We start from the raw sequence: 25,451 nt of genomic DNA, 5'->3' as shown, positions 1-25,451 counted from the left end.
CTGGGCGGCTGGGGTGGGCGCGGGGGCACCCGGGCCGGGCGGGGGCGCGGCGCCCCCCGGCGCCAGCCACCGCGCCCCCCCCGCTTACTCCCCGTCGTTCACCGGAGGCGGCGGCGGAGCCGTCGGGCGGAGTTTCAGCCAGGCCAGGAAGAACAGGCCCAGCACCAGCATCCCCAGCCCGGTCCACAGGTTGATGTTCACGCCCTCGGCCTTGTCGATGTCCGCGTCGGACGCCGTCAGACCCGCGATCGTGACGATCACGCCGTACAGGGCGAACAGTCCGCCGATGATCCGCCGGATGTCGAACAGCCGCGCCGCCGTCGCCGACTTGGTCTCCAGCTCGGAGACCTCCTCGCTGACGTTCTTTTCGTGGAACTCAGACATGCTTCCTCAATCCTCCCGCGATCAGAACGAGAACGGGATGTAGCAGGCGGCCGCCAGTACGACCGCGCCCCAGCCCAGCAGCGCCGGCTTCCGGTACCACGCGTCGTCGCCCTCGCCGGGCGCCTCGGACATGCCGGCCGACCGGGTTCCGTAGACCAGGCCCTGGAGCTCGGCCGCCGGCTTCGGGGCCGTGAACAGGGACACCGCCACCATGACCACCGCGCCCGCCACGAACCCGACGATCGCCGAGACGAAGTTGGCGCCCTGGTCGGAGGGGATGTCGATGACGCCCTGCTTGTAGATCCAGAAGTAGTTCACCATCGCCGCCACCGTGCCCGCGAGCAGACCCCAGAAGCCGGACTTCACCGACGCCCGCTTCCAGAACATGCCGATGATGAAGACCACGAACATCGGCACGTTGAAGAAGGAGAACAGCGTCTGGAGGTACGCCATGATGTTGGAGAAGGACTGGGCCAGGAACGCCGTGCCGATGGACGCCAGTACGCCGATGACGGTGATCAGGCGGCCGAACTTCAGGTAGTACGCGTCCGGCTCCCCCTTCTTCACGTACTTCGCCCAGATGTCGGTGGTGAACACCGTGTTGAAGGACGACACGTTGGCCGCCATGCCGGCCATGAACGCCGCCAGCAGACCGGTCACCGCGATGCCGAGCACCCCGTTGGGCAGGAACTGCTCCATCAGGTACGGGATCGCGTCGTTGTACTGGAGGTCGGAGCCGGCCGTGCCGATCTTCGGGACCAGGGCGGCGGCGACCAGGCCCGGGATCATCACCAGGAAGACGATGAAGATCTTCGGGAACGCCGCGATGAGGGGGGTGCGCTTCGCGGCGGACAGGTTCTTCGCGGACAGCGCGCGCTGCACCTCCGCGAAGTTGGTGGTCCAGTAGCCGAAGCCGAGGACGAAGCCGAGGCCCAGCACGATGGTCAGCCAGTTGGCGCCCAGCGGGTTGTCGTTGCCGATGCCCGTGCCGCCCCAGGACGTCATGAAGTCGCCGCCGTGCTGCGCGGAGAGGGTGTCGGACAGGCCGTCCCAGCCGCCGACCTTCTTCAGGCCGAGGATGGTGATCGGGATCAGCGCCGCCAGGATCACGAAGAACTGGAGGACCTCGTTGTAGATCGCGGAGGACAGGCCGCCGAGGGTGATGTAGGCGAGCACGAAGGCGCCCGCGACCACGATCGAGACCCACAGGGGCCAGCCGAGGAGGGCCTCCACGACGATCGCCAGGGCGTAGAGGTTGACGCCCGCGATCAGGATCGCCGCGATGGCGAACAGGATCGAGCTGAGCAGGTGCGCGGAGCGGTCGAAGCGCAGGAGGAGGAACTCCGGGACCGAGCGGACCTTGCTGCCGTAGTAGAACGGCATCATCACCAGGCCGAGGAAGACCATCGCCGGGATCGCGCCGATCCAGTACCAGTGGGTCGTGTAGACGCCGTACTGGGCACTGTTGGCGGCCATGCCGAGGATCTCGGTGGCGCCCAGGTTGGCCGCGACGAAGGCGAGTCCGGTGACCCACGCGGGCAGGGAACGGCCGGACAGGAAGAAGTCCAGGCTGGTCTTGACCGAGCGGCGGGCGGCCAGGCCGATGCCGAGGACGACCAGGAAGTAGATGGCCAGGATCGTGTAGTCGAGCCAGTTGGTGGGGAGGCGGAGCTCCGCCGCAAGGTATGTGGGGGTTTGCATGCGTACTCGCTTCGTTGCGTGAACCGATCAGAGCGGAATCTATGCCTCCGCCTTCAGAAAATGAACACTTTCGATGGTGTTCTTTGATTGATTGTGATGATCGAGGGGGGTGGTGAGTTGTGGAGTGTTATGTTGGATTGTGTTGAGTGCTTGGTGCGGGTAGTGGCGTGAGGAGTCCGGCAGTGAAGAAGACCTCGACCCGGCTGGCCGACGGTCGTGAGCTGATCTACTACGACCTGCGCGACGATGTGGTGCGGGACGCGGTGGATCGTCGTCCGTTGGAGCGGACGGTGACGTCGTCCCAGGTCCGCCGGGACGTGCTGCTCGGGGACGCGGTCGCGGTCGCCTCGCACCGCCAGGGGCGGACGTACCACCCGCCGGCCGACCAGTGCCCGCTGTGCCCGACGCGGGGTGAGCGGCTGAGCGAGATCCCGGACTCGTCGTACGACGTGGCCGTGTTCGAGAACCGTTTCCCCTCGCTGGCCGGCGACTCCGGGCGGTGCGAGGTGGTCTGCTTCACCTCCGACCACGACGCCGCCTTCGCCGACCTGAGCGAGGAGCACGCCCGGCTGGTCCTCGACGCCTGGACGGACCGCACGTCCGAGCTGTCGCATCTGCCCTCCGTCGAACAGGTCTTCTGCTTCGAGAACCGGGGTGCCGAGATCGGTGTGACGCTGGGTCACCCGCACGGGCAGATCTACGCCTACCCCTTCACCACCCCCCGCACCGCCCTGATGCTGCGCCAGGTGGCCGCCCACAAGGAGGCGACCGGCGGGGAGAACCTGTTCGACGCCGTGCTGCGCAGTGAGCGGGACGACGAGCGGGTCGTCCTTGAGGGTGAGCACTGGGTCGCCTTCGTGCCGTATGCCGCGCACTGGCCGTACGAGGTGCATCTGTATCCGAAGCGCCGGGTGCCGGACCTGCTCGGGCTGGACGAGGCGGCGCGCACAGAGTTCCCCCAGGTGTATCTGGAACTGTTGCGGCGGTTCGACCGGATCTTCGGGGAAGGGGAGCCGCCCACGCCCTACATCGCCGCCTGGCACCAGGCGCCGTTCGGGCAGCTGGAGGCGTTCGAGGGCGTGACGCGGGACGACTTCGCGTTGCATCTCGAGCTTTTCACCATTCGCCGTACGTCCGGCAAGCTGAAGTTCCTCGCGGGCTCCGAGTCCGGCATGAACGTGTTCATCAACGACGTGCCGCCGGAGCGCGCGGCCGAGCGACTGCGAGAGGTAGCGAGTTCATGAGCGCGAAGTACCTGGTGACGGGTGGCGCGGGGTATGTCGGCAGCGTCGTCGCCCAGCATCTGGTGGAGGCCGGGCACGAGGTCGTCGTCCTCGACAACCTCTCCACCGGATTCCGGGAGGGGGTGCCGGCCGGCGCCTCGTTCGTGGAGGGCGACATCCGCGACGCCGGCAAGTGGCTGGACCCGTCCTTCGACGGCGTGCTGCACTTCGCGGCCTTCTCGCAGGTCGGCGAGTCCGTGGCGAAGCCCGAGAAGTACTGGGACAACAACGTCGGCGGGACCATGGCGCTGCTCGGCGCCATGCGGGAAGCGGGCGTGCGGCGGCTGGTCTTCTCGTCCACGGCGGCGACGTACGGGGAGCCGGAGCAGGTGCCGATCGTCGAGAGTGCGCCGACCGCGCCGACCAACCCCTACGGGGCCTCCAAGCTCGCCGTCGACCACATGATCAGCGGGGAGGCCGCCGCCCACGGGCTGGGGGCCGTCTCGCTGCGGTACTTCAATGTCGCGGGCGCGTACGGGGCGTACGGCGAGCGGCACGACCCCGAGTCGCACCTGATCCCGCTGGTGCTCCAGGTCGCGCAGGGGCGGCGGGAGACCGTCTCGGTCTTCGGTGACGACTACCCGACGCCGGACGGGACCTGTGTACGGGACTACATCCACGTCGCCGACCTGGCCGAGGCGCATCTGCTGGCGCTGGGCGCGGCGCGCGCCGGTGAGCACCTGATCTGCAACCTCGGCAACGGGAACGGGTTCTCGGTGCGGCAGGTCATCGAGACCGTGCGGCAGGTCACCGGGCACCCGATTCCCGAGGTGGTGGCACCGCGGCGCGGCGGTGACCCGGCGGTGCTGGTCGCCTCGGCCGACGCCGCGCGGGAGAAGCTGGGCTGGCGGCCGTCGCGCGCCGACCTCGCGGGGATCGTCGCGGACGCCTGGGAGTTCGCGCAGCGGCGCGGCAACTGAAACGCAGGAAAGGTCAGGGATTCAGCGGATGAGCGTCGACACGGCGGCCGAGGTCGCGCAGCGGTTCACGCGGCTGTACGGGAGCGAGCCGGAGGGGGTGTGGGCGGCCCCCGGGCGGGTCAACCTGATCGGTGAGCACACCGACTACAACGACGGCTTCGTGATGCCGTTCGCGCTGCCGCACACGGCGGTGGCGGCCGTGACGCCGCGCACCGACGGCGTACTGCGGCTGCACTCGGCGGACGTCGAGGGCGGTGTCGTCGAGCTGCGGGTGGCCGACCTGACGCCGCAGGCGGACCGGAACTGGACGGCGTACCCGTCCGGTGTGGTGTGGGCGCTGCGCGAGGCCGGGCACGAGGTGACCGGGGCCGACATCCATCTGGCGTCCACGGTGCCGGCGGGCGCGGGACTGTCGTCCTCGGCGGCCCTGGAGGTCGTCGTCGCCCTCGCCCTGAACGACCTGTTCGGGCTGGGGCTGCGCGGCTGGCAGCTGGCCCGGCTGTGCCAGCGGGCGGAGAACGTGTACGTGGGGGCGCCGGTCGGCATCATGGACCAGACCGCTTCGGCCTGCTGCCAGGCCGGGCACGCGCTGTTCCTCGACACCCGGGACCTGGCCCAGCGCCAGGTGCCGTTCGACCTGGCGGCCGAGGGACTGCGGCTGCTCGTGGTGGACACCCAGGTCAAGCACGCGCACAGCGAGGGCGAGTACGGCAAGCGGCGGGCCGGCTGCGAGAAGGGCGCCGCGCTGCTGGGCGTGAACGCCCTGCGGGACATCCCCTACGAGGAGCTGGACGCGGCCCTGGAGCGGCTCGGCGACGAGGCGGAGGTGCGGCGGCTGGTCCGGCACGTCGTCACCGAGGACCAGCGGGTCGAGCGGGTGGTGGCGCTGCTGGAGGCCGGGGAGCCGCGGGCCATCGGGCCGGTGCTGGTCGAGGGGCACGTCTCGCTGCGGGACGACTTCCGGATCTCCTGCCCGGAGCTGGACCTGGTCGTCGACACCGCCCTGGAGGCCGGCGCGCTCGGCGCGCGGATGACCGGCGGCGGGTTCGGCGGCTCGGCGATCGTGCTGGTGGAGGCCGCCGACGTGGAGGCCGTCGGCAAGGCGGTTCAGGCCGCGTTCGCGGCGGCCGGGTGCACCGCGCCGCGCATCTTCGAGGCGGTGCCGGCGGCCGGCGCGCGGCGGCTGTCGTAGCGCGGACGGCGATGGTTCGTTTCAGGCCAACTGTTTGACCAAGGTGTACTCGGTGATCCCCGGCGGATAGTCGGGGATCACGCACACCACGTCGTAGCCCCGGCGGCGGTAGAACTCCGGGGCCTGGAAGTCCCAGGTCTCCACCCGGGCCGTCCGGCAGTGCCGGGCGCCGGCCGCGATCCGCTCCGCCTCCGCCAGCAGCCGGGAGCCCAGCCCGGCGCCCCGGTGCCGGGCGTCCACCCACAGGTATGTCACGTGCAGCCAGGTCGCCCAGGTGTGGCCGACCAGGCCGCCGGCCACCCGGTCCGGCCCCTCCATGAGCCAGACGTGCAGCGGGACTTCGCGTTCGTGAGGGGTTCCGCGCAGCGCGCGCAGCACGGGCGAGGCCGCCGTGTTCGTCTCCCGCAGACGACTGTGCAGGATGTCGCGTCGTGCTCTGTCGACTTCTGTCTCAAGGCGAAACATGCGGCTCACCATAAACGCGTCGGACCGCCAGTTCTGCAAATAACCTTCCGCTCCCGCCCCTCGTCCGTACCCTGATGGACAGCACCGGTGGGGGCCGGTGCCGATCAGGGGGCGAGACAGTCGGGTACGACGCCCGGGGCGGGGTAGCGATCTCTGTGCGGCGGCGGCCGCGCGGTGGTGGCGGCCGGTTCCGGGCCAGGGTGCCGGACGCGGCGTCGAGCAGTGCGGCAGCGTCAGCAGGCACAGGCGGACACGGGCGCCCCGGGCGTCGTACCCGCGCTGATGTCGTCCTTTGAGACTGGGTAGTCCCCCGCTCCATGGCGGAGCGCGGGGAAGGGGGTCACGTGGTTCGCATCCGAGTCCTGGTCGTCGACGACCATCGTATTTTCGCCGAGTCGCTCGCCGCGGCGCTGGCCGCCGAGCCCGACGTCGAGGTCTTGGCGGCGGGCAGCGGCCCGGCCGCGCTGCGCTGCCTGGAGCGGGCGGCGGCCGAGGGGCGGCGGTTCGACGTGCTGCTCGTCGACGCCGACCTCGGCGGCACCATGCCCGGGGCCCGGCCCGCCACACCCGTACGGGACACCGACGAGGACCGGCTGGTGGACGGGATCTCGCTGGTCACGGGGGTACGCACGGCGCACCCCGGGGTACGGACCGTGGTGCTCGCCGAGAAGGACGATCCGCAGCGGGCGGCGCTCGCCCTCCAGGCCGGGGCATCCGGCTGGGTGGCGAAGGACTGCTCGCTGTCCCGGCTGCTCACCGTCATCCGCGGCGTGCTGCGCGACGAGACGCATCTGCCGGCCGCGCTGCTCACCGGCGTGCTGCGCGAGCTGACCGCCGCCCGCAAGCACCGCACCGAGAGCGAGCGGCTGGTGGAGTCGCTGACGCCGCGGGAGCGGGAAGTACTGCGCTGCATGGTGGCCGGACTGGGCCGCAAAGCGGTGGCGGAACGGCTGTTCCTGTCCCCGCACACGGTGCGCACGCACATGCAGAACGTGCTCGGCAAGCTCGGCGTGCACTCCACGCTGGCCGCCGTCGCGCTGGCCCGGCGGGCCGGCGTCGGCCCGGTCGACCTGGGCACCCCCGGCGGGCGGCTCGGCGCGGAGGAGACGCACAGCGCGTGAGCGCTGACAGGCCCTAGCCGGGGATGTTGTCGAACGGGGCGGTCAACTGACGCAGCAGCCCGGCCAGTTCGACGCGCTGGGCGCCGGACAGCTCGGCCAGGATGGCCCGCTCCTGGGCCAGCAGTCCGGCCAGCGCCTGATCGGCGCGGTCCTGGCCCTCGGCGGTGAGCCGGACCAGCACCCCGCGCCGGTCGCTCGGGTCGGGCAGCCGCTCCACCAGGCCCTTCTTGGCCAGCCGGTCGATGCGGTTGGTCATCGTGCCGGACGTGACCAGGGTCTGGGTGAGGAGCTGGCCCGGGGAGAGCTGGTACGGGGTGCCCGCCCGGCGCAGCGCGGTGAGCACGTCGAACTCCCAGGGCTCCAGCTGGTGCTCGGCGAAGGCCAGTCGGCGGGCCCGGTCCAGGTGCCGGGCCAGCCGGCTCACCCGGCTGAGCACCTCGAGCGGTTCCACGTCGAGGTCCGGGCGCTCCCGGCGCCACGCTGCGACCAGTCGATCGACCTCGTCCTCCATGACGATCAGTGTAGTGGTTGTGTCGATGTGAAGTCTCTTGATGTCGACTATCTTGACGTGGAGATAATTTTCGGGTCAGGCTGGGAACCCGTCGTAGAGGTAGACCCCGCTCCGGGAGGCCCGATGCCCGCCACCACCCCCACCTGGGACCCCGCCCAGTACCTGCGCCACGCCGGCCACCGCGCCCGCCCCTTCACCGACCTGCTCGCCCGCGTCCCCGCGACTCCCGGCGACCCGCCGCGCATCGCCGACCTCGGCTGCGGCCCCGGCACCGCCACCGTGCTGCTCACCGCACGCTGGCCCACCGCCCGCGTCACCGGCTACGACAACGCGCCCGCCATGCTGGACCGGGCCCGCGAGCAGGCCGGCCGCACCCCGGCGGGCGGCCGGCTCGGCTTCGCCGCCGCCGACGTCCGCACCTGGACGCCGGCCGAACCGCACGATCTGATCATCAGCAACGCCACCCTCCAGTGGGTGCCCGGCCACCGCGAGCGGTTCGCCGGCTGGATCGCCGGCCTCGCCCCCGGCGGCACCCTCGCCTTCCAGGTCCCCGGCAACTTCGACGCCCCCAGCCACCGCCTGCTGCGCGAACTGGCCGACTCGCGGCGCTGGCGGGCCCGGCTCGCCGGCGTCCTGCGGCACGGCGACGCCGTCCACACCCCCGGCGAGTACCTCGCCGACCTCACCGCCCTCGGCTGCGCCGCCGACGTCTGGGAGACGACCTACGTCCACCTGCTGACCGGCCCGGACCCGGTGCTGGACTGGATGCGCGGGACCGGGCTGCGGCCGGTGCTGGACGCCCTCGACGAGGACCCGGAGGCGCGGGACGAGTTCGTCGCCGAGTACCGCACGGTGCTGCGCGCCGCCTATCCGGCGGGGCCGCACGGCACGCCGTTCCCGTTCCGGCGGGTGTTCGCGGTGGCACGGAAGGGGGCGGCGGCGTGATCACCGGGATCGACCACGTGCAGCTCGCCGCGCCGCCCGGCTCCGAGGACCGGCTGCGGGCCTTCTACGCCGGTGTCCTCGGCATGACCGAGATCCTCAAGCCGCCCGTGCTCGCCGCCCGCGGCGGCTGCTGGTTCCAGGCCGGCACCGGCTGCCTGCACCTGGGCATCGAGGCGGACTTCCGGCCCGCCCGCAAGGCGCACCCGGGACTGCGGGTGGCGGGCATCGACACCTGCGCCGCCCGGCTGGCGGCCCACGGCGCGCCGGTCGACTGGGACCCCGGCCTGCCCGGCCACCGCCGCTTCCACTCGGCGGACCCGGTCGGCAACCGGCTGGAGTTCGTCGAGCCCGGCTGACCCGCCCCGCTCACACCACCCCGTCCGCCGCCAGCGCGGCGACCGCCTCCGCCGTCAGCCCCAGCTCGGCGAGGACGGCCCGGGTGTGCTCACCGAGGGCCGGCACCGGGTCCATCCGGGGCGCGCCGGTGGTCGGGCCGGGCGGGGACAGGGCCGGGACCGGGCCGGCCGGGGTGGGCAGGGTGTGCCAGCGGCCGCGGGCGGTGAGCTGGGGGTGGTCCCACACCTCGGCGAGGTTGCTCACCCGGGCGTTGGCCACCCCCGCGGCGTCCAGCAGCGCCATCGCCTCGGCGCCGGTCAGCTCCCCGAACCGGGCCGCGATCAGCCCGCCCAGCTCCACCCGGTGCGCGTCGCGGTCCGCGCCCGCCGCGTAGTGCGGATGCGCGGCCAGCTCGGGACGGCCCAGGAAGCCCGTACAGAAGCCGTGCCACTCGCGGTCGTTCTGGACCGCCAGCAGCACCACCCGGCCGTCGCCCGCCGCGAACGGGCCGTACGGGTAGATCGTCGCGTGCGCCGCCCCGGCCCGGGGCGGCGGAGCGGCGCCGTCGAAGGCGTAGTAGAGGGGGAAGCCCATCCACTCGACCGTCGACTCCAGCATGGAGACGTCCAGATGAGTGCCCCGACCGGTACGGGCGCGCTCCAGCAGCGCCGCGAGGACCGAGCTGTACGCGAACATCCCGGCCGCGATGTCCGCCACCGCGATCCCGGCCTTGGCCACCGCGTCCGGCGTACCGGTCACCGACAGCAGCCCCGACTCGCACTGCACCAGCAGGTCGTACGCCTTGCGGCCGGTGTACGGGCCCGGGGCGCCGTACCCGGAGATGTCGCAGACGACGAGCCGGGGATGGCGGGCCAGCAGTTCCGGCGCGCCGAGCCCGGCCCGGGCGGCGGCGCCCGGCGCCAGGTTCTGGACGAAGACGTCCGCGCCGGCGATCAGCCGGCCCAGCACGTCCAGGCCGCGCGGGTCCTTGAAGTCGAGGGTCACCGACTCCTTGTTGCGGTTGGCCCACACGAAGTGCGAGCTCATCCCGCGCACCCGGGTGTCGTAGGACCGGGCGAAGTCCCCCGTCCCGGGCCGCTCCACCTTGATCACCCGGGCGCCGAGGTCGGCGAGCTGACGGCTGGCGTAGGGAGCGGCGATCGCCTGTTCGAGCGCGACGACGGTGACTCCGCGCAGTGGCTGCATGGCTGCCCCCCCCTGGGCTGACTTCTGATGGCCCTTGGGCTGACTAACTCTTGCGATGCCCGATCAGCCGCGGCTTCTGGTTCAGCCCGTCCAGCCCGTGCCACGCCAGATTGACCAGGTGGGCGGCGACCTCCGCCTTCTTCGGCCGGCGCACGTCCAGCCACCACTGGCCGGTCAGCGCCACCATGCCGACCAGCGCCTGCGCGTACAGCGGGGCCAGCTTGGAGTCGAAGCCGCGGTTCCTGAACTCACGGCCCAGGATGTCCTCCACCTGGGTGGCGATGTCCGAGATGAGGGAGGCGAAGGACCCGGTGGACTGGGGGATCGGGGAGTCGCGGACCAGGATGCGGAAACCGTCCGTGTACTCCTCGATGTAGTCCAGCAGCGCGAACGCCGCCTGCTCGCACAGCTCCCGCGGATGCCCGGCGGTCAGCGACGACGTCACCATGTCGAGCAGCCGCCGCATCTCGCGGTCCACCACCACCGCGTACAGCCCCTCCTTGCCGCCGAAGTGCTCGTACACCACCGGCTTGGACACCCCCGCCTTCGCGGCGATCTCCTCCACCGACGTGCCCTCGAAACCCTTCGCGGCGAAGAGGGTGCGGCCGATCTCCAGCAGCTGTTGGCGGCGCTCGGCACCGGTCATCCGGGTACGGCGGGCGCGCCGCGGCTTGTCGTTGCCTGGGGTACTGCTGGAGTCGGTCGCCACGGCTTCCACTATGCCGCCTTGACCGTCTCCTTCCGGCGGCGGGAGCCGTTCTCGTCCGTGCTGCGGCGCGAATCGATACGTGAGCGTGACGGCCAGCGCACGTCGTAGGCCCAGCCGAGCTTCTCGAAGATCCGGATGAACCGCGCCGAGGAGTCGATCTGGCCGCGCTCCACGCCGTGCCGCGCGGAGGTCGGGTCGGCGTGGTGCAGGTTGTGCCAGGACTCACCGCAGGACAGCACCGCCAGCCACCACACATTGCCGGACCGGTCCCGTGACTTGAACGGGCGCTTGCCGACCGCGTGGCAGATCGAGTTGATCGACCAGGTGACGTGGTGCAGCAGCGCCACCCGGACGAGTGAACCCCAGAAGAACGCGGTGAACGCGCCCCACCAGGACATCGTCACCAGACCGCCGATCAGCGCCGGCAGCGCCAGCGAGGTTGCCGTCCACAGGACGAACTGGCGGGAGATCGCCCGCAGCGCCCCGTCCTTGATCAGGTCCGGCGCGTACTTCTCCTGCGAGGTCTGCTCCTCATCGAACATCCATGCGATATGAGCCCACCACAGGCCCTTCATCAGCGCCGGAACCGTCTCCCCGTACCGCCACGGCGAATGCGGATCACCCTCGGCGTCGGAGAACTTGTGGTGCTTGCGATGGTCGGCGACCCAGCGCACCAGCGGCCCCTCGACCGCCATCGACCCCGCGATCGCCAGCGCGATCTTCAGCGGCCGCCTGGCCTTGAAGGAACCGTGGGTGAAGTGCCGGTGGAAACCGATGGTGATGCCGTGGCACCCGAGGAAGTAGAAGAAGACGAGGAGGCCGAGGTCCAGCCAGCTCACGCCCCACCCCCAGGCCAGCGGCACCGCCGCCACCAGCGCCAGGAACGGAACCGTGATGAACAGCAGCAGAGTGATCTGCTCGATCGACCGCTTCTGCTCACCGCCCAGAGTCGCGGGAGCGGCGGACAGATCGGCGGGAGAGTCGTCGGGTGCCTTCGGAGAGTCCGGGATCACATCGGAACTCGTGGTCATGCGCGTCCCCTGGGGGGTCGAGGGTAGAGGTCAGGATGCCGGGCCGCGGACACGTGCGGTCGTCCCTACGGTTCCGTAACCTACGGCAACGTAAGTATGGCAGCGCGTAGTCGCTCAGCAAGAGCCCGTGAGCCTGCGCGTCCCGGTGGACACCTATCCTGGGAGTCGGTCGGACAGCGCGGTCCGCTCTGACTCTTTCCCGGACACCCGGCCCCGTAAGCGGCACCCGCCGCGCGAGGACACCGTCCGGGTTCCCTCCCAGACGAGCTTCAACACTGCAAGGAGCCGCACCTGTGAGCAGTGCCGACGACCAGACCACCACGGCGACCACCAACAGCGAACTGCGCGCCGACATCCGCCGGCTGGGCGATCTCCTCGGAGAGACCCTCGTGCGGCAGGAGGGCCCAGAGCTGCTGGAGCTCGTCGAGAAGGTCCGCCGACTCACCCGAGAGGACGGCGAGGCCGCCGCGGAGCTGCTGCGCGGCACCGAACTCCAGACCGCGGCCAAGCTGGTCCGCGCCTTCTCCACCTACTTCCACCTCGCCAACGTCACCGAGCAGGTGCACCGCGGCCGGGAACTGCGCGCCAAGCGCGCCGCCGAGGGCGGCCTGCTCGCCAACACCGCCGACCGCCTCAAGGACGCCGACCCCGACCACCTGCGGGCGACCGTCGCCAACCTCAACGTGCGCCCCGTCTTCACCGCGCACCCCACCGAGGCCGCCCGCCGCTCGGTGCTGAACAAGCTGCGCCGCATCGCCGCCCTGCTCGACACCCCCGTCATCGAGTCCGACCGGCGCCGCCTGGACACCCGCCTCGCCGAGAACATCGACCTGGTGTGGCAGACCGACGAACTGCGCGTGGTCCGCCCCGAACCGGCCGACGAGGCCCGCAACGCCATCTACTACCTGGACGAGCTGCACGCCGGCGCCGTCGGCGACGTCCTGGAGGACCTGACGGCCGAACTGGAACGGGTCGGCGTCAAGCTCCCCGACGACACCCGCCCGCTCACCTTCGGCACCTGGATCGGCGGCGACCGCGACGGCAACCCCAACGTCACCCCCCAGGTCACCTGGGACGTCCTCATCCTCCAGCACGAACACGGCATCAACGACGCCCTGGAGATGATCGACGAGCTGCGCGGCTTCCTGTCCAACTCCATCCGCTACACCGGCGCCACCCAGGAACTGCTCGACTCCCTCACCGCCGACCTCGACCGGCTCCCCGAGATCAGCCCCCGCTACAAGCGCCTCAACGCCGAGGAGCCCTACCGGCTCAAGGCCACCGCCATCCGGCAGAAGCTGGAGAACACCAAGACCCGGCTGGCCCGCAACACCCCGCACCAGGCCGGTCACGACTACCTCGGCACCGCCGAACTCCTCGACGACCTCCGGCTGCTCCAGACCTCACTGCGCGCCCACCGCGGCGGCCTGTTCGCCGACGGCCGGCTCGCCCGCGTCATCCGCACCCTGGCCGCCTTCGGCCTCCAGCTCGCCACCATGGACGTCCGCGAACACGCCGACGCCCACCACCACGCCCTCGGCCAGCTCTTCGACCGGCTCGGCGAGGAATCCTGGCGCTACGCCGACATGCCCCGCGAGTACCGCACCAAGCTGCTCGCCAAGGAACTCCGCTCCCGCCGCCCCCTCGGCCCGACCCCCGCCCCCGTCGACGCGGCCGGCGAGAAGACCCTCGGCGTCTTCCAGACCGTCAAGCGGGCCCTGGAGATCTTCGGCCCCGAGGTCATCGAGTCCTACATCATCTCCATGTGCCAGGGCGCCGACGACGTCTTCGCCGCCGCCGTCCTCGCCCGCGAGGCCGGCCTCATCGACCTGCACGCCGGCTGGGCCAAGATCGGCATCGTCCCCCTCCTGGAGACCACCGACGAGCTGAAGGCCGCCGACACCATCCTGGAGGACCTGCTCTCCGACCCCTCCTACCGGCGCCTGGTCGCCCTGCGCGGCGACGTCCAGGAGGTCATGCTCGGCTACTCCGACTCCTCCAAGTTCGGCGGCATCACCACCAGCCAGTGGGAGATCCACCGCGCCCAGCGCCGGCTGCGCGACGTCGCCCACCGCTACGGCGTACGCCTGCGCCTCTTCCACGGCCGCGGCGGCACCGTCGGCCGCGGCGGCGGCCCCTCCCACGACGCCATCCTCGCCCAGCCCTGGGGCACCCTGGAAGGCGAGATCAAGGTCACCGAACAGGGCGAGGTCATCTCCGACAAGTACCTCGTGCCGTCCCTGGCCCGCGAGAACCTCGAACTGACCGTCGCCGCCACCCTCCAGGCGTCCGCCCTGCACACCGCCCCCCGCCAGTCCGACGAGGCCCTGGCCCGCTGGGACGCCGCCATGGACGTCGTCTCCGACGCCGCCCACACCGCCTACCGGGCCCTGGTCGAAGACCCCGACCTGCCCACCTACTTCCTCGCCGCCACCCCCGTCGACCAGCTCGCCGACCTGCACCTGGGCTCCCGGCCCTCCCGCCGCCCCGGCTCCGGCGTCTCCCTCGACGGACTGCGCGCCATCCCCTGGGTGTTCGGCTGGACCCAGTCCCGGCAGATCGTCCCCGGCTGGTTCGGCGTCGGATCGGGACTGAAGGCCCTGCGCGAGGCCGGCCTGGACACCGTCCTGGACGAGATGCACCAGCAGTGGCACTTCTTCCAGAACTTCATCTCCAACGTCGAGATGACCCTCGCCAAGACCGACCTGCGCATCGCCCAGCACTACGTCGACACCCTCGTCCCCGACGAGCTCAAGCACGTCTTCGACGCCATCAAGGCCGAACACGACCTCACCGTCACCGAAGTCCTCAAGATCACCGGCGAACGGGAACTCCTCGACGCCCAGCCGGTACTGAAGCAGACCTTCGGCATCCGCGACGCCTACCTCGACCCGATCTCCTACCTCCAGGTCGCCCTGCTCAAGCGCCAGCGCGACGCCGCCGCCACCGGCCAGGACCCCGACCCGCTGCTCGCCCGCGCCCTGCTGCTCACCGTCAACGGAGTCGCCGCCGGACTGCGCAACACCGGCTGACACACCCGCACCGATGCTCCCGTGCCCGGTGGGCGCGGGAGCATCGTCAGCTCCGGCCGGAGGTCACACCGCCACGAACGCCGCCGTCACCAGCACCGCCCCCGCCCCCGCCAGCACCCACGCCACCCGGGTCCGCCGCAGCCCGCCCGCCACCACCACCGACGCCAGCAGCAGCGCACCACCCATCGGCACCCACGCGTACAGCACCCCGGCCGGCCCCGACCGCACCGCCTCAGCGTCCTGCGGCTTCAGCACGACCGCGTACGTCTCCCCCTTGGCCACCGCCACCGAGTCCGCCAGCTCCACCCGGTCCCGGGCCACCGACCCCGCCGACCCCGGCGTGAACGGACCACTGCACACCCCGTCGGCACACGCCGTCACCTCGACCGTGCCGCGCTCCCGGCCCTTGGTCAGCATCACGTACTGCGCACTGCCCCACGACGCCCACACCCCGGCGATCACCAGCAGCACGGCGACCGTGCCCATCACCGCGACCCGACCGAACGACACCACCGCAGAAGGCATGGCCGCGATCCTTGGCCATGCCCGCACACAAGGTCAACCGCGGTGGGTGAAACAAGGAGAACGCAGTGGGCGAAACAGGGAGAACGCAGTGGGCGAAACAGGGCGAACGTCAGGAGTTGTACGTCGACTGCGCCCGCTCCAGACCCTCCAGCACCAGCGCCTCCACCGCGTCCGCCGCCCGGTCCACGAACCAGTCCAGCTCCTTGCGCTCCGCCGACGAGAAGTCCTTCAGCACGAAATCCGCCACCTGCATCCGCCCCGGCGGCCGCCCGATCCCGCACCGCACCCGGTGATACTCCGCACCCATCGCCTTCGTCATCGACTTCAGCCCGTTGTGCCCGTTGTCCCCGCCACCCAGCTTCAGCCGCAACACCCCGAAGTCGATGTCCAGCTCGTCGTGCACCGCCACCACCCGGTCCGTCGGCACCTTGTAGAAGTCCCGCAGCGCCGTCACCGGACCACCCGACAGATTCATGTACGACATCGGCTTCGCCAGCACCACCCGCCGCGAGGCCGGCCCCGGCGCACCGAGCCGCCCCTCCACGACCTGCGCCTGCGCCTTCCCGTGCCGCTTGAACCGCCCGCCCATCCGCCCGGCCAGCAACTCGGCCACCATGAAACCGACGTTGTGCCGGTTCCCCGCGTACTCCGGTCCGGGATTGCCCAGCCCCGCGATCAGCCAGGGGGCACCGGAATCGGTCGTCACGTCCATGTCTCCTCAGATACGCGCCGACCGCTGCCCCCACAAGGGAACAGCGGCCGGCGAAACGACGACGGGAAGGCTCAGGCCTCCGCGGCCTCGTCGCCCTCACCCTCGGCGGACTCCTCCGCCTGCGCGGCCAGGACCTGGAGAACGACCGTGTCCCCGTCGACACCCAGCTTGGTGCCGGCCGGCAGCGGAATGTCCTTCGCCAGGACGGAGGCACCGGCCTCCAGACCCTCCACGGAGACGGTGACCGACTCCGGGATGTTGGTGGCCTCGGCCTCGACCGGCAGCGTGTTCAGCACGTGCTCCAGCAGGTTGCCGCCCGGCGCCAGCTCACCCTCGGTGTGCACGTAGATCTCGACGCTCACCGTCTCACCACGCTGCACCAGCTGAAGGTCGACGTGCTCCAGGAAACCCTTGATCGCGTCGCGCTGCACCGACTTCGGGATGGCCAGCTCGCTCGACTTGCCGTCGATGTCCAGCGCGATCAGCACGTTCGGCGTACGCAGCGCCATCAGCAGCTCGTGCCCCGGCAGCGTCAGGTGCAGCGGGTCCGAACCGTGCCCGTACAGCACACCCGGAACCTTGTTGTCACGACGGATACGGCGCGCGGCACCCTTGCCGAACTCGCTGCGCGTCTCGGCGACGATCTTCACCTCGGACATGATCACTCCTCGTAGAAATACTAGAGTCGGACGTGGTCACCCGGCCACGAACGGCCTGCTACGAAGAGCGCGTCGATAACGGACAGCCGACCCGCGAAACACGAGTACGGCCTCCCTCGCCGAGCAACTTCGACAGTCTACTCGGCCCGGGAGGCCGCACCCAAAACGATCTACAGCAAGGAACAGCAGGGGACGACTACTGCTCGTCGAACAGGCTCGTCACCGAACCGTCCTCGAACACCTCACGCACCGCACGCGCGATCGTCGGCGCGATCGACAACACCGTGATCTTGTCCAGCTCCAGCTCACCCGGCGTCGGCAGGGTGTTCGTCAGCACGAACTCACTCACCTTCGAGTTCTTCAGCCGGTCCGCCGCCGGACCCGACAGCACCCCATGCGTCGCCGTCACGATGACGTCCTCCGCACCATGCGCGAACAGCGCGTCCGCCGCCGCGCAGATCGTGCCACCGGTGTCGATCATGTCGTCGACCAGAACGCAGATACGTCCCTCCACATCACCCACGACCTCGTGCACCGTGACCTGGTTCGCCACGTCCTTGTCCCGCCGCTTGTGCACGATCGCCAGCGGCGCGCCCAGCCGGTCGCACCACCGGTCCGCGACCCGCACCCGGCCGGCGTCCGGCGACACGATCGTCAGCTTGTCCCGGTCCACCTTCGCGCCCACGTAGTCCGCCAGCAGCGGCAGCGCGAAGAGATGGTCGACCGGCCCGTCGAAGAAGCCCTGGATCTGATCCGTGTGCAGATCCACGGCCAGGATGCGGTCGGCACCCGCCGTCTTCATCAGATCCGCGATCAGCCGCGCCGAAATCGGTTCACGGCCCCGGTGCTTCTTGTCCTGCCGCGCGTAACCGTAGAACGGCACGATGACGGTGATCGAGCGGGCCGAGGCACGCTTCAACGCGTCGATCATGATCAACTGCTCCATGACCCACTTGTTGATCGGAGCCGTGTGGCTCTGGATCAGAAAACAGTCCGCACCGCGAGCCGACTCCTGATAGCGCACATAGATCTCGCCGTTGGCGAAATCGAAGGCCTTCGTCGGGACGACCCCGACACCCAGCTCATGGGCGATCTCCTCGGCAAGCTCGGGGTGGGCGCGGCCGGAGAAGAACATCATCTTCTTCACGCCGGTCGTCTTGATCCCGGTCACAGCACTGTCTCCTCAGAGGTGTCGCAGCCGGAGCAGAGCGGACGTCCCGGCTGGTAAGGGTGCGGGTGTGCACTTATCACGGTACGACGACTTCGACGCACCGGTTTCCGGTCAGTCTTCGCCGCCCGGCTCCCGGGACGCCTCCTCGGCCGCCCGCGCGGCCGCGCTCCCCGGGCGCTTACGAGCCACCCAACCCTCGATATTCCGCTGCTGGCCCCGGGCCACGGCCAACGAACCGGGCGGCACGTCCTTCGTGATCACCGAGCCGGCGGCGGTGTAGGCACCGTCCCCGACCGTGACCGGAGCCACAAACATGTTGTCCGACCCGGTACGGCAGTGAGAGCCGACCGTGGTGTGGTGTTTGTCCTGTCCGTCATAGTTCACGAACACACTCGCGGCACCGATGTTCGAGTACTCACCGATCGTCGCGTCCCCCACATACGACAGGTGCGGCACCTTCGTGCCCTCACCGATCGACGCGTTCTTCGTCTCGACGTACGTACCGATCTTGCCCTTGAGACCCAGCCGGGTCCCCGGCCGCAGATACGCGAACGGCCCGACCGTCGCCTCGGCCCCGATCTCGGCCCCCGCGCTCACCGTGTTGTCCACCCGCGCCCCGGCCCCGACCCGGGTGTCCGCCAGCCGCGAGTTCGGCCCGACCTCCGCGCCCTCCGCGAGATGCGTGGCGCCGTGCAGCTGGGTGTGGGGGTGGACGGTGACGTCCCGCTCGAAGGTCACGGTCACGTCGACCCACGTCGACGCCGGGTCCACCACCGTCACACCCGCCAGCATCGCCGCCGTCAGCAGCCGGTCGTTCAGGATCCGCCGCGCCTCGGCGAGCTGCACCCGGTTGTTGATCCCGGCGATCTCCCGGTGGTCGCCGGCCACACAGGCCCCGACCCGGTGCCCGGCCGCCCGCAGAATGCCGAGCACGTCCGTCAGGTACTCCTCGCCCTGACTGTTGTCCGTGCGCACCTTGCCCAGCGCGTCGGCGAGCAACTGCCCGTCGAACGCGAACACCCCCGAGTTGATCTCCCGGATCGCCCGCTGGGTCTCGTCGGCGTCCTTGTGCTCCACGATCGCGGTGACGGCGCCGGTGCTCTCGTCCCGCACGATCCGGCCGTACCCGGTCGCGTCCGGCACCTCGGCGGTCAGCACGGTCACCGCGTTCCCGTCGGCGGTGTGGGTGCCGGCGAGGGCGGCGAGCGTCTCACCGGTGAGCAGCGGAGTGTCCCCGCACACGACCACGACGGTCCCGTCGACGACGCCGCCCAGCTCCTCCAGACCCATCCGGACGGCGTGCCCGGTGCCGTTCTGCTGCTCCTGGACGGCGGTACGGGCCGCGGGGGCGACCTCGGCGAGATGCGCGGCGACTTGTTCGCGGGCGTGCCCGACGACGACGACCAGGTGCTGCGGGTCCAGTTCGCCGGCGGCGGCGAGTACATGGCCCACCAGGGAGCGGCCACAGATGTCGTGCAGGACCTTCGGCGTGGCCGACTTCATACGGGTGCCCTCACCCGCTGCGAGAACGACGACGGCTGCCGGGCGGTTGGCGCTCACGGGATGCCCTTCGGCTTTGGGGTGGGGGTGACATCCGCAGGATACCGGGGGGTTACGTGAGGAACATGAGTGTGGGCCCTGACTGTGCTGTCAGGGCCCACATCGGCTGGGCTCCCGGGGCAGGAGTCGAACCTGCGTCTTACCTGGATTCAAAGTCCAGTCGCCCCTACCGACAGAGCAACCCGGGAATGCCGGGAGCCAGCCTACGGGGTTCGTTGTTTGGCTGCCACCACTGTCCCCTCCCACCAGCCCTCGATGCGGTTGTACAACTGGGCGCTGCGGGACACGGTGACGACAAGACAACCGTGATAGTTGTCTCCGATGTTCTTGCGGACCGTTTTCGGGTTGTGCTTCTTGAGTGTCGGCTTCGCGAAGGCGGTCGGGGCAATGTCGGCGATCTCCGCCCAGAACCTGTGCGACGCGTCGATGTTGGCGGACTCGTGGATGAGTAGCCGGAAGCCCATGCGGTCCCGTCCCACGCCGAGCAGGTCGAGCCAGGCCAGGTAGGTCTTGATCACTCCGGGGTCGCTGTTGACGAAGACGGCACGCTCGCGGCGGTCGTACGGTTTGCTCTTCGAGCCCTCGGCCCAATAGAGCGCCACGCCTACGAGGAAGAGTTCGCGGGCCGTGAAAGCACCGATCTCGCGCCTGGCTTCCGCTTTGATCCGCTGGCGCTCCTCGTCCTCGGCTGCCCGGCGCCTGGCCAGCCCCTCGTTCATGAGGGCCCGTTGTTCCTCCGGTGTGTAGCGGGGCTCGGGCCGCGGGAGGTCTCTGACCCACAGTGAGACCGAACTCCTGGAGCAGCCCAGCTCCACCTCGATCTGGTCGTACGTCCAGCCTTGCAGGCGCAGCTCGCGGGCCCTCGCCTTCAGGTCGTCCTTCGCCCTCGGCCGCTTGGTCCAGGCCGGCGGGGGTTCTCCCTTCACCAGTTGGTTGAGGATGTCGTTGTTGAACACCTTCAGCTCGTCTCTGATCTGCCGGAGGCTGTAGCCCGCGCGGCGCAGTGCCACCGCCTTCTCTCTCAGGCCCTCGAAGTCCGCGTACCTGCCCCGTTGAGGTGTGGTCATGGGGCCACCGTGCGGGCGGAATGATCGATTCCGGGGGCGAACGGTGAGCGGTTCACCAGTTCGAGGGATATCGCGTCGTATCGCTACCGTACGGTCACCCTCCGTGGTCCGGCTGAATCCCGTAAAACTCCCCGGAAATGCGCGGCCACGCGCCCGTAGGCTGGAGGCATGACCTCGACGGGGGAAGACCATGTGACGGCCCGGGGTGGGCCTTGGTGGTGGGAGCGGCGGCGCGGTGCGGTGCTCGATGTGGGGCTCGCGGCCGTGTCGGCGCTGGAGTGCGCGGCGGAGGGGGTGCCCTTCGCGTGGGACGCCGGGATTCCGGTGGCGGCGGGGGTGCTGTTCGGTCTGCTGGCCGGTGCCGTGCTGCTGGTGCGCAGGAAGTGGCCGATCGCGGTGGTGCTGGTGGCGATCGCCATCACGCCGGCGCAGATGGGCTTTCTGATGGGCATCGTCGGTCTGTACACGCTGGCGGCGTGCGAGCTGCCGCGCCGGATCATCGGTGCGCTGGCGGGGATGTCGCTGCTGGGGACGTTGATCGTGACGTTTGTGCGGGTGCGGCAGGGCATGGCGGCGGGGGAGTTGGGGATCGGGGACTGGTTCGTGCCGTTCGCGGCGGTGACGACGTCGCTGGGGCTGACCGCGCCGCCGGTGCTGCTGGGGCTGTACGCGGGGGCGCGGCGGCGGTTGATGGAGAGTCTGCGGGAGCGGGCGGACGATCTGGAGCGGGAGCTTCAGTTGCTCGCGGAGCGGGCGGAGGAGCGGGCCGAGTGGGCGCGTAGTGAGGAGCGGACGCGGATCGCGCGGGAGATGCATGACGTGGTCGCGCACCGGGTGAGTCTGATGGTGGTGCACGCGGCGGCGTTGCAGGCGGTGGCGCGGAAGGATCCGGAGAAGGCGGTGAAGAACGCCGCGCTGGTGGGGGACATGGGGCGGCAGGCGCTGACCGAGTTGCGGGAGATGCTCGGGGTGCTGCGCAGTGGGTCCGAGGTGCCGCGGGAGCGGGCGGTGCCGCTCGCGGCGGTGGGGGTGGCCGCGGCGGCGGCGGCTTCGCGGGCGGCCGAGGCGGACGGTGAGGGGCCGTCGTTGTCGGAGCTGGGCGAGTTGGTGGGGCAGTCGGCGGCGGCCGGGATGGTGGTGGATCTGTCGGTGCAGGGGGACGCGCGGTCGTATGCGCCGGTGGTGGAGCAGACGGCGTTCCGGGTGGTGCAGGAGGCGCTGACGAACGTGCACAAGCACGCGTCGGGGGCGAAGACGTATGTGCGGCTGGCGCATCGGGTGTCGGAGATCGCGATGCAGGTGGAGAACGATCCGCCGCCGGAGCCGGCGTCGGCGTCCGCGGCGGGGCTGCCGTCGGGGGGCAACGGTCTGGTGGGGATGAAGGAGCGGGTCGCGGCGCTGGGCGGGGTGTTCGTGTCGGGGCCGACGGACGCGGGGGGTTTTCGGGTGTCGGCGGTGATTCCGGCGTCGGTCGCGTCGTGAGTCGGGCGGTGCTGACTGTGGGCGGGCGGTGCCGGCGTCGTCAGACGGTGCTGAGGCGGCTGGGTTCGGTGCCGGTGACGAGGGCGGCGAGGGCGTGGTCGAGGTGGGGGCCGAGGTACCAGTCGCCGGTGTGGTCGAGGGCGTAGACGCGGCCGTGGGTGTCGATGGCGAGGAGGGCCTGGGTGTCGGTCTCGGTGCCGAGGGGGCAGACCTCGGTGTCGAGGGCGCGGCCGAGGTCGCCGAGGGTGCGGGCCAGGTGGAGGCCGTGCAGGGGGTCGAGGTGGAGGGCGGCGGGGGCGAGCTGCCGGCCGGGTGCGGTGGGGGTGACGGTGAGGCCGCCGAACTCGGCCCAGGCTTCGACGGCGGCGGGGAAGACGGTGTGCCGGTGGCCGGCGGGCGAGGTGTGTTCGCGCAGGGTGTCGGCCCAGTATTCGGCCTGTTTGATGTCCCAGCGGCCGGGCTGCCAGCCGGCGTCGCGCAGGGCGGTGGCGACGGGTTCGGGGAAGCGGGTGGTGGTGCGGTCGGGGTGCATCGGCCTTCGTTCGTCGTCCGTGCGGGTGGTGCGGGCGGGTGTGGGTTCGGCCGGCCGGTCAGTCGGTGGTGGTCGTGGAGTCGACGACGCGGACGCCGAAGTGGGCGCTGAGGGCGGTGCAGGTGCGGCAGGGGGTGGCGAAGGTGCCGTGCAGGGGGTCGCCGTCCTCGCGGATGCGGCGGGTGGTGAGCTTGGCGTGTTTGAGGGCTTTGCGGGCCTCGCCGTTGGTCATGGGTCTGCGGGCGGCGCGTTTGCTGCGGGCGGCGTCGGCGGTGGTGAGGTGCCGGGAGATGAGGATGGTCTCGGCGCAGCGGCCGGTGAAGCGGTCGCGTTGGGAGCTGGTGAGGGTGTCGAGGAAGTCCTGTACGAGGGGGTGCAGGGCGGGGGGTGTGTCGCCGCGGGCGGCGGTGCCGGTGAGGGTGGTGCCGCGCACGGAGAGGGCGGCGGCGACGGTGGGGAGTATGCCGTCGCGGCGGTGGTGCAGGACGGGTGCGTGGAGGGCTTCGGCGCTGCTCCAGCCGATGCGGGGGTCGCCGGTGCGGGGGTCGTCCGGCCTGCCCGTCTGGTGTCCGGTCCGTTGCCCCGCCTGTGTCGCACTCATGATCGTCATCCCCTCCTGAGCATCCCCCCGGAGGTCACAGACTGCCAAATGGCGTGGCTGGTGGGGAAGCTGGGGCGCGGTGACACGCCCGGATATGGGCGGTCTGTCACCGGTGCGTGACGGCTGGTCACGGAAGCGGAGGGGTGCGGCGCCGGTGCCGGTGACCGGTGTCGGCGTACCGCATAGGCTGTCGGCACCGCGTGCGCTGGGGTGATCCGGGCAGTGCGCGGGCGTTCCACGGACCATCGACGGACATATGCCGCAGGGGGCAACCGCCATGACGACAGGTCGGCTCGGGCTGGGGGTTCCTCCCGGCCGCCAGGCCGGGGGAGGGGCCGTGCCGCCGAACGCGGCCTACGCCGGGCAGGTCGTGCATTTCCCGGATCCGGTGCGGGCGGCGCGGCATCCGGGCGGGGTGCGGGTGGACGGGAGCGGGTTTCCGGATTTCTCACCGTACGCGCGGGCGGCGGCGGAGGTGGCGGAGCCGCCGGGCGGCTTCGGGGTCGATGAACTGCGGTTGACGGACTACGTGTCGGCGAACGCGGCGCTGGCGGCGTCGGGGCACGCGTTGTGGGACACGGTGCCGGCGGTGGCGACGCCGCACGGCTGGACGTGGCACCACGTGGTGGGGTCGCGGCGGCTGGAGTTGGTGCCGGTCGAGGTGAAGGCGTTGCTGCGGCACCACGGCGGGATCGCGACGGCGGCGGTGGACCAGGGCAAGCGGGGGACGCGGCCGTTGCAGGAGACGAGGCCGGCGCATTTCGGGCTGCCGAAGTCGGGGGTGGCGGTGACGGAGCAGCAGGTGCTGGGGGTGGAGGAGGACCTCGGGTACCGGCTGCCGGGCGCGTACCGGTCGTTCCTGAAGGCGGCGGGGGGCTGTGCGCCGGTGGGGACGGCGCTGGACGCGGAGTTGGGGCTGCTGGTCGATCAGCCGTTCTTCACGGTGCGTGAGGAGGCGGCGGTCAATGACCTGGTCTACGTCAACAAGTGTCTGCGGGACCATCTGACCAAGGACTATCTGTGTGTGGCGTTCGTGCAGGGCGGGCTGCTGGCGGTGAAGGTGCGCGGTGAGCGGGCCGGTTCGGTGTGGTTCTGCGCGTACGACGACGCGCGGGACGTCGATCCGGGGTGGTCGCCGGCCGAGCGGGCGGAGCGGTTGCTGCTGCCGTGCGGGGAGGATTTCGACGCGTTTCTGTCCCGGCTGGCGGGGTCGCCGCCGGAGTTGGAGACGGTGGCGGATCTGATGGTGGACGGCGGGTTCGCGCGGGCCGTTGCGGTGGCCGGGGAGTGAGCTGACTGATGGTGACGTTCGCGCAGGCGCAGGAGCGCGCCGAGGAATGGGTCAACGGGGACGTGCCGGCGTATCAGCACCGGGAGGTGCGGGTGCGGGAGTTCGGGCTCGGGTTCGTGGTGTGGGCCGAGGACCGGGCGGACGGGCCGCGCTCGGACGGCGGTGCGCAGCGGCTGGTGATCGCCCGGGACAGCGGGGACGCGACGCTGTGGCCCGGGCTGCCGGTGGGTGAGGTGATCCGCCGGTACGAGGAGGAGTACGGCCGGGCCGGCGCGGTCGCGGGGCCGGCGCCGGCGGCGGCGCGGGTGGATCTGAACCAGACGTCGTTCCTGCTGTCCCCGCCGGAGTGGTTGCAGGAGGCGGCGGACAAGCTGGGGATCGCGGACCGGCGGCCCGCCTCGCGGACGAGGAGCGGGACGGCGGGTGTTGCGGAGGTTTCGGAGTCGGTCGTTGGGGCTGACGGGTCCGGTGTATCCGGGTCCGGTGTATCCGGGCCTGGCGTACCCGGGTCCGGGTCGGGGTCCGCGGGGGCTGCTCCGGTGAGTGGTGCGGCGTGGCCGGCTGCGGAAAGTACCGAGGGTGCGGCGGCGGGCGCGGGGGGTGGTGCGGTGTCCGGTGCGCCGGTCGTGCCGCCCGGGGCGACGCCGTGGGCCGGGACCGACACCAACGGGGACGGTGGCGAGGACCGCTCCGTGCCGTTGCCGGAGACGGTGTTCGCACCGCAGTTGGACGACGACGAGGACGACGACGCCGCCGCCGACGTCGGCGGCCGGGACGTCGCGGAGCCGCCCGGGGCGATTCAGGACGCCGGTACGGCGAAGCTGACGCGGGGCGGGGGGATGCCGCGGCCGGTCGGGGGGCCGGTCGGTGCGGCGGGGGCGGCGGACACGGCGCCGGCGCCGGGCGTGCCCTCGCCGGAGTCCGCGCCGCCGCCGCCAACGACGCCGCCTGCGCCGGTGTCACCCGTGGGCCCGCGGCCGCCCCACGCGCCGGGCGCCCCGGGCACCCCCGGTGG

General features: G+C 71.2%; 24 protein-coding genes, 1 tRNA gene and 1 pseudogene. 10 read left to right on the top strand and 16 right to left on the bottom strand.

The features are described from left to right. Positions 1-84: 84 nt before the first annotated feature. Both ACTT8P_RS32325 and ACTT8P_RS32320 read right to left on the bottom strand, forming a co-directional pair. The gene (locus ACTT8P_RS32325; protein WP_442835337.1) at positions 85-384 is read right to left on the bottom strand and encodes a hypothetical protein; all 300 of its coding nucleotides are present in this window, start codon (positions 382-384) and stop codon (positions 85-87) included. Between the two features lie 21 nt (positions 385-405). Further along, a complete protein-coding gene (locus tag ACTT8P_RS32320; RefSeq protein WP_442835336.1) occupies positions 406-2,085 on the bottom strand; it encodes a sodium:solute symporter family protein in 1,680 nt (559 codons plus the stop codon). A 182-nt stretch (positions 2,086-2,267) separates the two neighbouring features. Here ACTT8P_RS32320 and galT point away from each other — a divergent pair, with 182 nt between their 5' ends. The 3 genes from galT to galK are packed head-to-tail and all read left to right on the top strand — an operon-like array spanning position 2,268 to position 5,480. Next, entirely contained in the window at positions 2,268-3,329 is a 1,062-nt protein-coding gene (gene galT / locus ACTT8P_RS32315; protein ID WP_442835335.1) for a galactose-1-phosphate uridylyltransferase, read from the top strand. After that, complete coding sequence (galE, locus tag ACTT8P_RS32310; protein ID WP_442835334.1) at positions 3,326-4,288, top strand: UDP-glucose 4-epimerase GalE; 963 nt, start codon at positions 3,326-3,328, stop codon at positions 4,286-4,288. Before galT ends, galE begins: the two co-directional genes overlap by 4 nt. Positions 4,289-4,316: 28 nt before the next feature. Beyond that, on the top strand, positions 4,317-5,480 hold the full coding sequence (gene galK, locus ACTT8P_RS32305; protein WP_442835333.1) for a galactokinase: 1,164 nt from the start codon (positions 4,317-4,319) through the stop codon (positions 5,478-5,480). A 21-nt stretch (positions 5,481-5,501) separates the two neighbouring features. Here galK and ACTT8P_RS32300 read toward each other — a convergent pair whose 3' ends face one another. Then, positions 5,502-5,957, bottom strand: coding sequence for a GNAT family N-acetyltransferase (locus tag ACTT8P_RS32300; protein WP_442835332.1), 456 nt, complete (start codon positions 5,955-5,957; stop codon positions 5,502-5,504). Between the two features lie 332 nt (positions 5,958-6,289). Between ACTT8P_RS32300 and ACTT8P_RS32295 the strand changes: the two genes are divergently transcribed. After that, positions 6,290-7,066, top strand: coding sequence for a LuxR C-terminal-related transcriptional regulator (locus ACTT8P_RS32295; protein ID WP_442835331.1), 777 nt, complete (start codon positions 6,290-6,292; stop codon positions 7,064-7,066). Positions 7,067-7,079: 13 nt separating this feature from the next. On the opposite strand, the gene tamR is transcribed toward ACTT8P_RS32295, so the two are convergent. Next, positions 7,080-7,577, bottom strand: coding sequence for a MarR family transcriptional regulator TamR (gene tamR / locus ACTT8P_RS32290; RefSeq protein ID WP_361156808.1), 498 nt, complete (start codon positions 7,575-7,577; stop codon positions 7,080-7,082). Positions 7,578-7,700: 123 nt separating this feature from the next. On the opposite strand from tamR, the gene ACTT8P_RS32285 reads away from it, so the two are divergent. Both ACTT8P_RS32285 and ACTT8P_RS32280 read left to right on the top strand, forming a co-directional pair. Continuing rightward, on the top strand, positions 7,701-8,522 hold the full coding sequence (locus tag ACTT8P_RS32285; protein ID WP_442835330.1) for a trans-aconitate 2-methyltransferase: 822 nt from the start codon (positions 7,701-7,703) through the stop codon (positions 8,520-8,522). After that, positions 8,519-8,878, top strand: coding sequence for a VOC family protein (locus ACTT8P_RS32280; protein WP_442835329.1), 360 nt, complete (start codon positions 8,519-8,521; stop codon positions 8,876-8,878). The genes ACTT8P_RS32285 and ACTT8P_RS32280 overlap by 4 nt, the downstream gene beginning before the upstream one ends. 10 nt (positions 8,879-8,888) lie before the next feature. Here ACTT8P_RS32280 and ACTT8P_RS32275 read toward each other — a convergent pair whose 3' ends face one another. The 3 genes from ACTT8P_RS32275 to ACTT8P_RS32265 are packed head-to-tail and all read right to left on the bottom strand — an operon-like array spanning position 8,889 to position 11,804. Next, positions 8,889-10,064: a CaiB/BaiF CoA transferase family protein gene (locus tag ACTT8P_RS32275; RefSeq protein ID WP_442835328.1), complete on the bottom strand. Its 1,176-nt coding sequence runs from the start codon at positions 10,062-10,064 to the stop codon at positions 8,889-8,891. A gap of 43 nt (positions 10,065-10,107) precedes the next feature. Continuing rightward, positions 10,108-10,785 carry a TetR family transcriptional regulator gene (locus ACTT8P_RS32270; protein WP_442835338.1) on the bottom strand — a complete coding sequence of 226 codons (678 nt, stop codon included), beginning with the start codon at positions 10,783-10,785 and terminating at the stop codon, positions 10,108-10,110. Continuing rightward, positions 10,782-11,804 carry an acyl-CoA desaturase gene (locus ACTT8P_RS32265; protein WP_442835327.1) on the bottom strand — a complete coding sequence of 341 codons (1,023 nt, stop codon included), beginning with the start codon at positions 11,802-11,804 and terminating at the stop codon, positions 10,782-10,784. The genes ACTT8P_RS32270 and ACTT8P_RS32265 overlap by 4 nt, the downstream gene beginning before the upstream one ends. 293 nt (positions 11,805-12,097) lie before the next feature. Here ACTT8P_RS32265 and ppc point away from each other — a divergent pair, with 293 nt between their 5' ends. Then, the gene (gene ppc, locus ACTT8P_RS32260; protein ID WP_442835326.1) at positions 12,098-14,836 is read left to right on the top strand and encodes a phosphoenolpyruvate carboxylase; all 2,739 of its coding nucleotides are present in this window, start codon (positions 12,098-12,100) and stop codon (positions 14,834-14,836) included. Between the two features lie 63 nt (positions 14,837-14,899). Here ppc and ACTT8P_RS32255 read toward each other — a convergent pair whose 3' ends face one another. From ACTT8P_RS32255 to ACTT8P_RS32225, 7 genes are all read right to left on the bottom strand, one after another. Next, complete coding sequence (locus tag ACTT8P_RS32255) at positions 14,900-15,361, bottom strand: hypothetical protein (protein WP_442835325.1); 462 nt, start codon at positions 15,359-15,361, stop codon at positions 14,900-14,902. A gap of 109 nt (positions 15,362-15,470) precedes the next feature. After that, complete coding sequence (gene pth, locus ACTT8P_RS32250) at positions 15,471-16,073, bottom strand: aminoacyl-tRNA hydrolase (RefSeq protein WP_442835324.1); 603 nt, start codon at positions 16,071-16,073, stop codon at positions 15,471-15,473. A 71-nt stretch (positions 16,074-16,144) separates the two neighbouring features. Next, positions 16,145-16,732, bottom strand: a complete 588-nt coding sequence (locus ACTT8P_RS32245) for a 50S ribosomal protein L25/general stress protein Ctc (protein WP_442835323.1) — start codon at positions 16,730-16,732, stop codon at positions 16,145-16,147. A gap of 196 nt (positions 16,733-16,928) precedes the next feature. Beyond that, the gene (locus tag ACTT8P_RS32240; protein ID WP_361156823.1) at positions 16,929-17,903 is read right to left on the bottom strand and encodes a ribose-phosphate diphosphokinase; all 975 of its coding nucleotides are present in this window, start codon (positions 17,901-17,903) and stop codon (positions 16,929-16,931) included. Between the two features lie 111 nt (positions 17,904-18,014). Beyond that, positions 18,015-19,463 carry a bifunctional UDP-N-acetylglucosamine diphosphorylase/glucosamine-1-phosphate N-acetyltransferase GlmU gene (gene glmU / locus ACTT8P_RS32235; protein ID WP_442835322.1) on the bottom strand — a complete coding sequence of 483 codons (1,449 nt, stop codon included), beginning with the start codon at positions 19,461-19,463 and terminating at the stop codon, positions 18,015-18,017. A 111-nt stretch (positions 19,464-19,574) separates the two neighbouring features. Then, positions 19,575-19,651: transfer RNA gene (locus tag ACTT8P_RS32230), tRNA-Gln, on the bottom strand. Positions 19,652-19,666: 15 nt separating this feature from the next. Continuing rightward, on the bottom strand, positions 19,667-20,530 hold the full coding sequence (locus ACTT8P_RS32225; protein WP_442835321.1) for a hypothetical protein: 864 nt from the start codon (positions 20,528-20,530) through the stop codon (positions 19,667-19,669). Positions 20,531-20,698: 168 nt separating this feature from the next. Between ACTT8P_RS32225 and ACTT8P_RS32220 the strand changes: the two genes are divergently transcribed. After that, positions 20,699-22,012: a sensor histidine kinase gene (locus tag ACTT8P_RS32220; RefSeq protein ID WP_442835320.1), complete on the top strand. Its 1,314-nt coding sequence runs from the start codon at positions 20,699-20,701 to the stop codon at positions 22,010-22,012. 40 nt (positions 22,013-22,052) lie between these two features. On the opposite strand, the gene ACTT8P_RS32215 is transcribed toward ACTT8P_RS32220, so the two are convergent. Both ACTT8P_RS32215 and ACTT8P_RS32210 read right to left on the bottom strand, forming a co-directional pair. Next, the gene (locus ACTT8P_RS32215; protein ID WP_442835319.1) at positions 22,053-22,544 is read right to left on the bottom strand and encodes an SUKH-3 domain-containing protein; all 492 of its coding nucleotides are present in this window, start codon (positions 22,542-22,544) and stop codon (positions 22,053-22,055) included. A gap of 58 nt (positions 22,545-22,602) precedes the next feature. After that, positions 22,603-23,145 carry a YwqJ-related putative deaminase gene (locus ACTT8P_RS32210; RefSeq protein WP_442835318.1) on the bottom strand — a complete coding sequence of 181 codons (543 nt, stop codon included), beginning with the start codon at positions 23,143-23,145 and terminating at the stop codon, positions 22,603-22,605. Positions 23,146-23,422: 277 nt separating this feature from the next. Here ACTT8P_RS32210 and ACTT8P_RS32205 point away from each other — a divergent pair, with 277 nt between their 5' ends. Then, entirely contained in the window at positions 23,423-24,436 is a 1,014-nt protein-coding gene (locus tag ACTT8P_RS32205; RefSeq protein WP_442835317.1) for an SMI1/KNR4 family protein, read from the top strand. Between the two features lie 8 nt (positions 24,437-24,444). After that, positions 24,445-25,451, top strand: a pseudogene (locus ACTT8P_RS32200) (SUKH-4 family immunity protein); the annotation flags it as partial.

The sequence above is a fragment of the Streptomyces sp. JW3 genome (assembly GCF_052216785.1).
Classification (GTDB): Bacteria; Actinomycetota; Actinomycetes; order Streptomycetales; family Streptomycetaceae; genus Streptomyces.
Note: the sequence above shows the minus strand (reverse complement) of the source record. Positions and strands in the feature narration are given on the sequence as shown.

Bases quoted from the DNA above. Each gene is read 5' to 3' on its own strand.
- ACTT8P_RS32325 (WP_442835337.1), bottom strand. From the start codon at position 384: ATGTCTGAGTTCCACGAAAAGAACGTCAGCGAGGAGGTCTCCGAGCTG.
- ACTT8P_RS32320 (WP_442835336.1), bottom strand. From the start codon at position 2,085: ATGCAAACCCCCACATACCTTGCGGCGGAGCTCCGCCTCCCCACCAAC.
- galE (WP_442835334.1), top strand. From the start codon at position 3,326: ATGAGCGCGAAGTACCTGGTGACGGGTGGCGCGGGGTATGTCGGCAGC.
- galK (WP_442835333.1), top strand. From the start codon at position 4,317: ATGAGCGTCGACACGGCGGCCGAGGTCGCGCAGCGGTTCACGCGGCTG.
- ACTT8P_RS32300 (WP_442835332.1), bottom strand. From the start codon at position 5,957: ATGGTGAGCCGCATGTTTCGCCTTGAGACAGAAGTCGACAGAGCACGA.
- tamR (WP_361156808.1), bottom strand. From the start codon at position 7,577: ATGGAGGACGAGGTCGATCGACTGGTCGCAGCGTGGCGCCGGGAGCGC.
- ACTT8P_RS32285 (WP_442835330.1), top strand. From the start codon at position 7,701: ATGCCCGCCACCACCCCCACCTGGGACCCCGCCCAGTACCTGCGCCAC.
- ACTT8P_RS32275 (WP_442835328.1), bottom strand. From the start codon at position 10,064: ATGCAGCCACTGCGCGGAGTCACCGTCGTCGCGCTCGAACAGGCGATC.
- ACTT8P_RS32265 (WP_442835327.1), bottom strand. From the start codon at position 11,804: ATGACCACGAGTTCCGATGTGATCCCGGACTCTCCGAAGGCACCCGAC.
- ACTT8P_RS32255 (WP_442835325.1), bottom strand. From the start codon at position 15,361: ATGCCTTCTGCGGTGGTGTCGTTCGGTCGGGTCGCGGTGATGGGCACG.
- pth (WP_442835324.1), bottom strand. From the start codon at position 16,073: ATGGACGTGACGACCGATTCCGGTGCCCCCTGGCTGATCGCGGGGCTG.
- ACTT8P_RS32245 (WP_442835323.1), bottom strand. From the start codon at position 16,732: ATGTCCGAGGTGAAGATCGTCGCCGAGACGCGCAGCGAGTTCGGCAAG.
- ACTT8P_RS32225 (WP_442835321.1), bottom strand. From the start codon at position 20,530: ATGACCACACCTCAACGGGGCAGGTACGCGGACTTCGAGGGCCTGAGA.
- ACTT8P_RS32220 (WP_442835320.1), top strand. From the start codon at position 20,699: ATGACCTCGACGGGGGAAGACCATGTGACGGCCCGGGGTGGGCCTTGG.
- ACTT8P_RS32215 (WP_442835319.1), bottom strand. From the start codon at position 22,544: ATGCACCCCGACCGCACCACCACCCGCTTCCCCGAACCCGTCGCCACC.
- ACTT8P_RS32210 (WP_442835318.1), bottom strand. From the start codon at position 23,145: ATGAGTGCGACACAGGCGGGGCAACGGACCGGACACCAGACGGGCAGG.
- ACTT8P_RS32205 (WP_442835317.1), top strand. From the start codon at position 23,423: ATGACGACAGGTCGGCTCGGGCTGGGGGTTCCTCCCGGCCGCCAGGCC.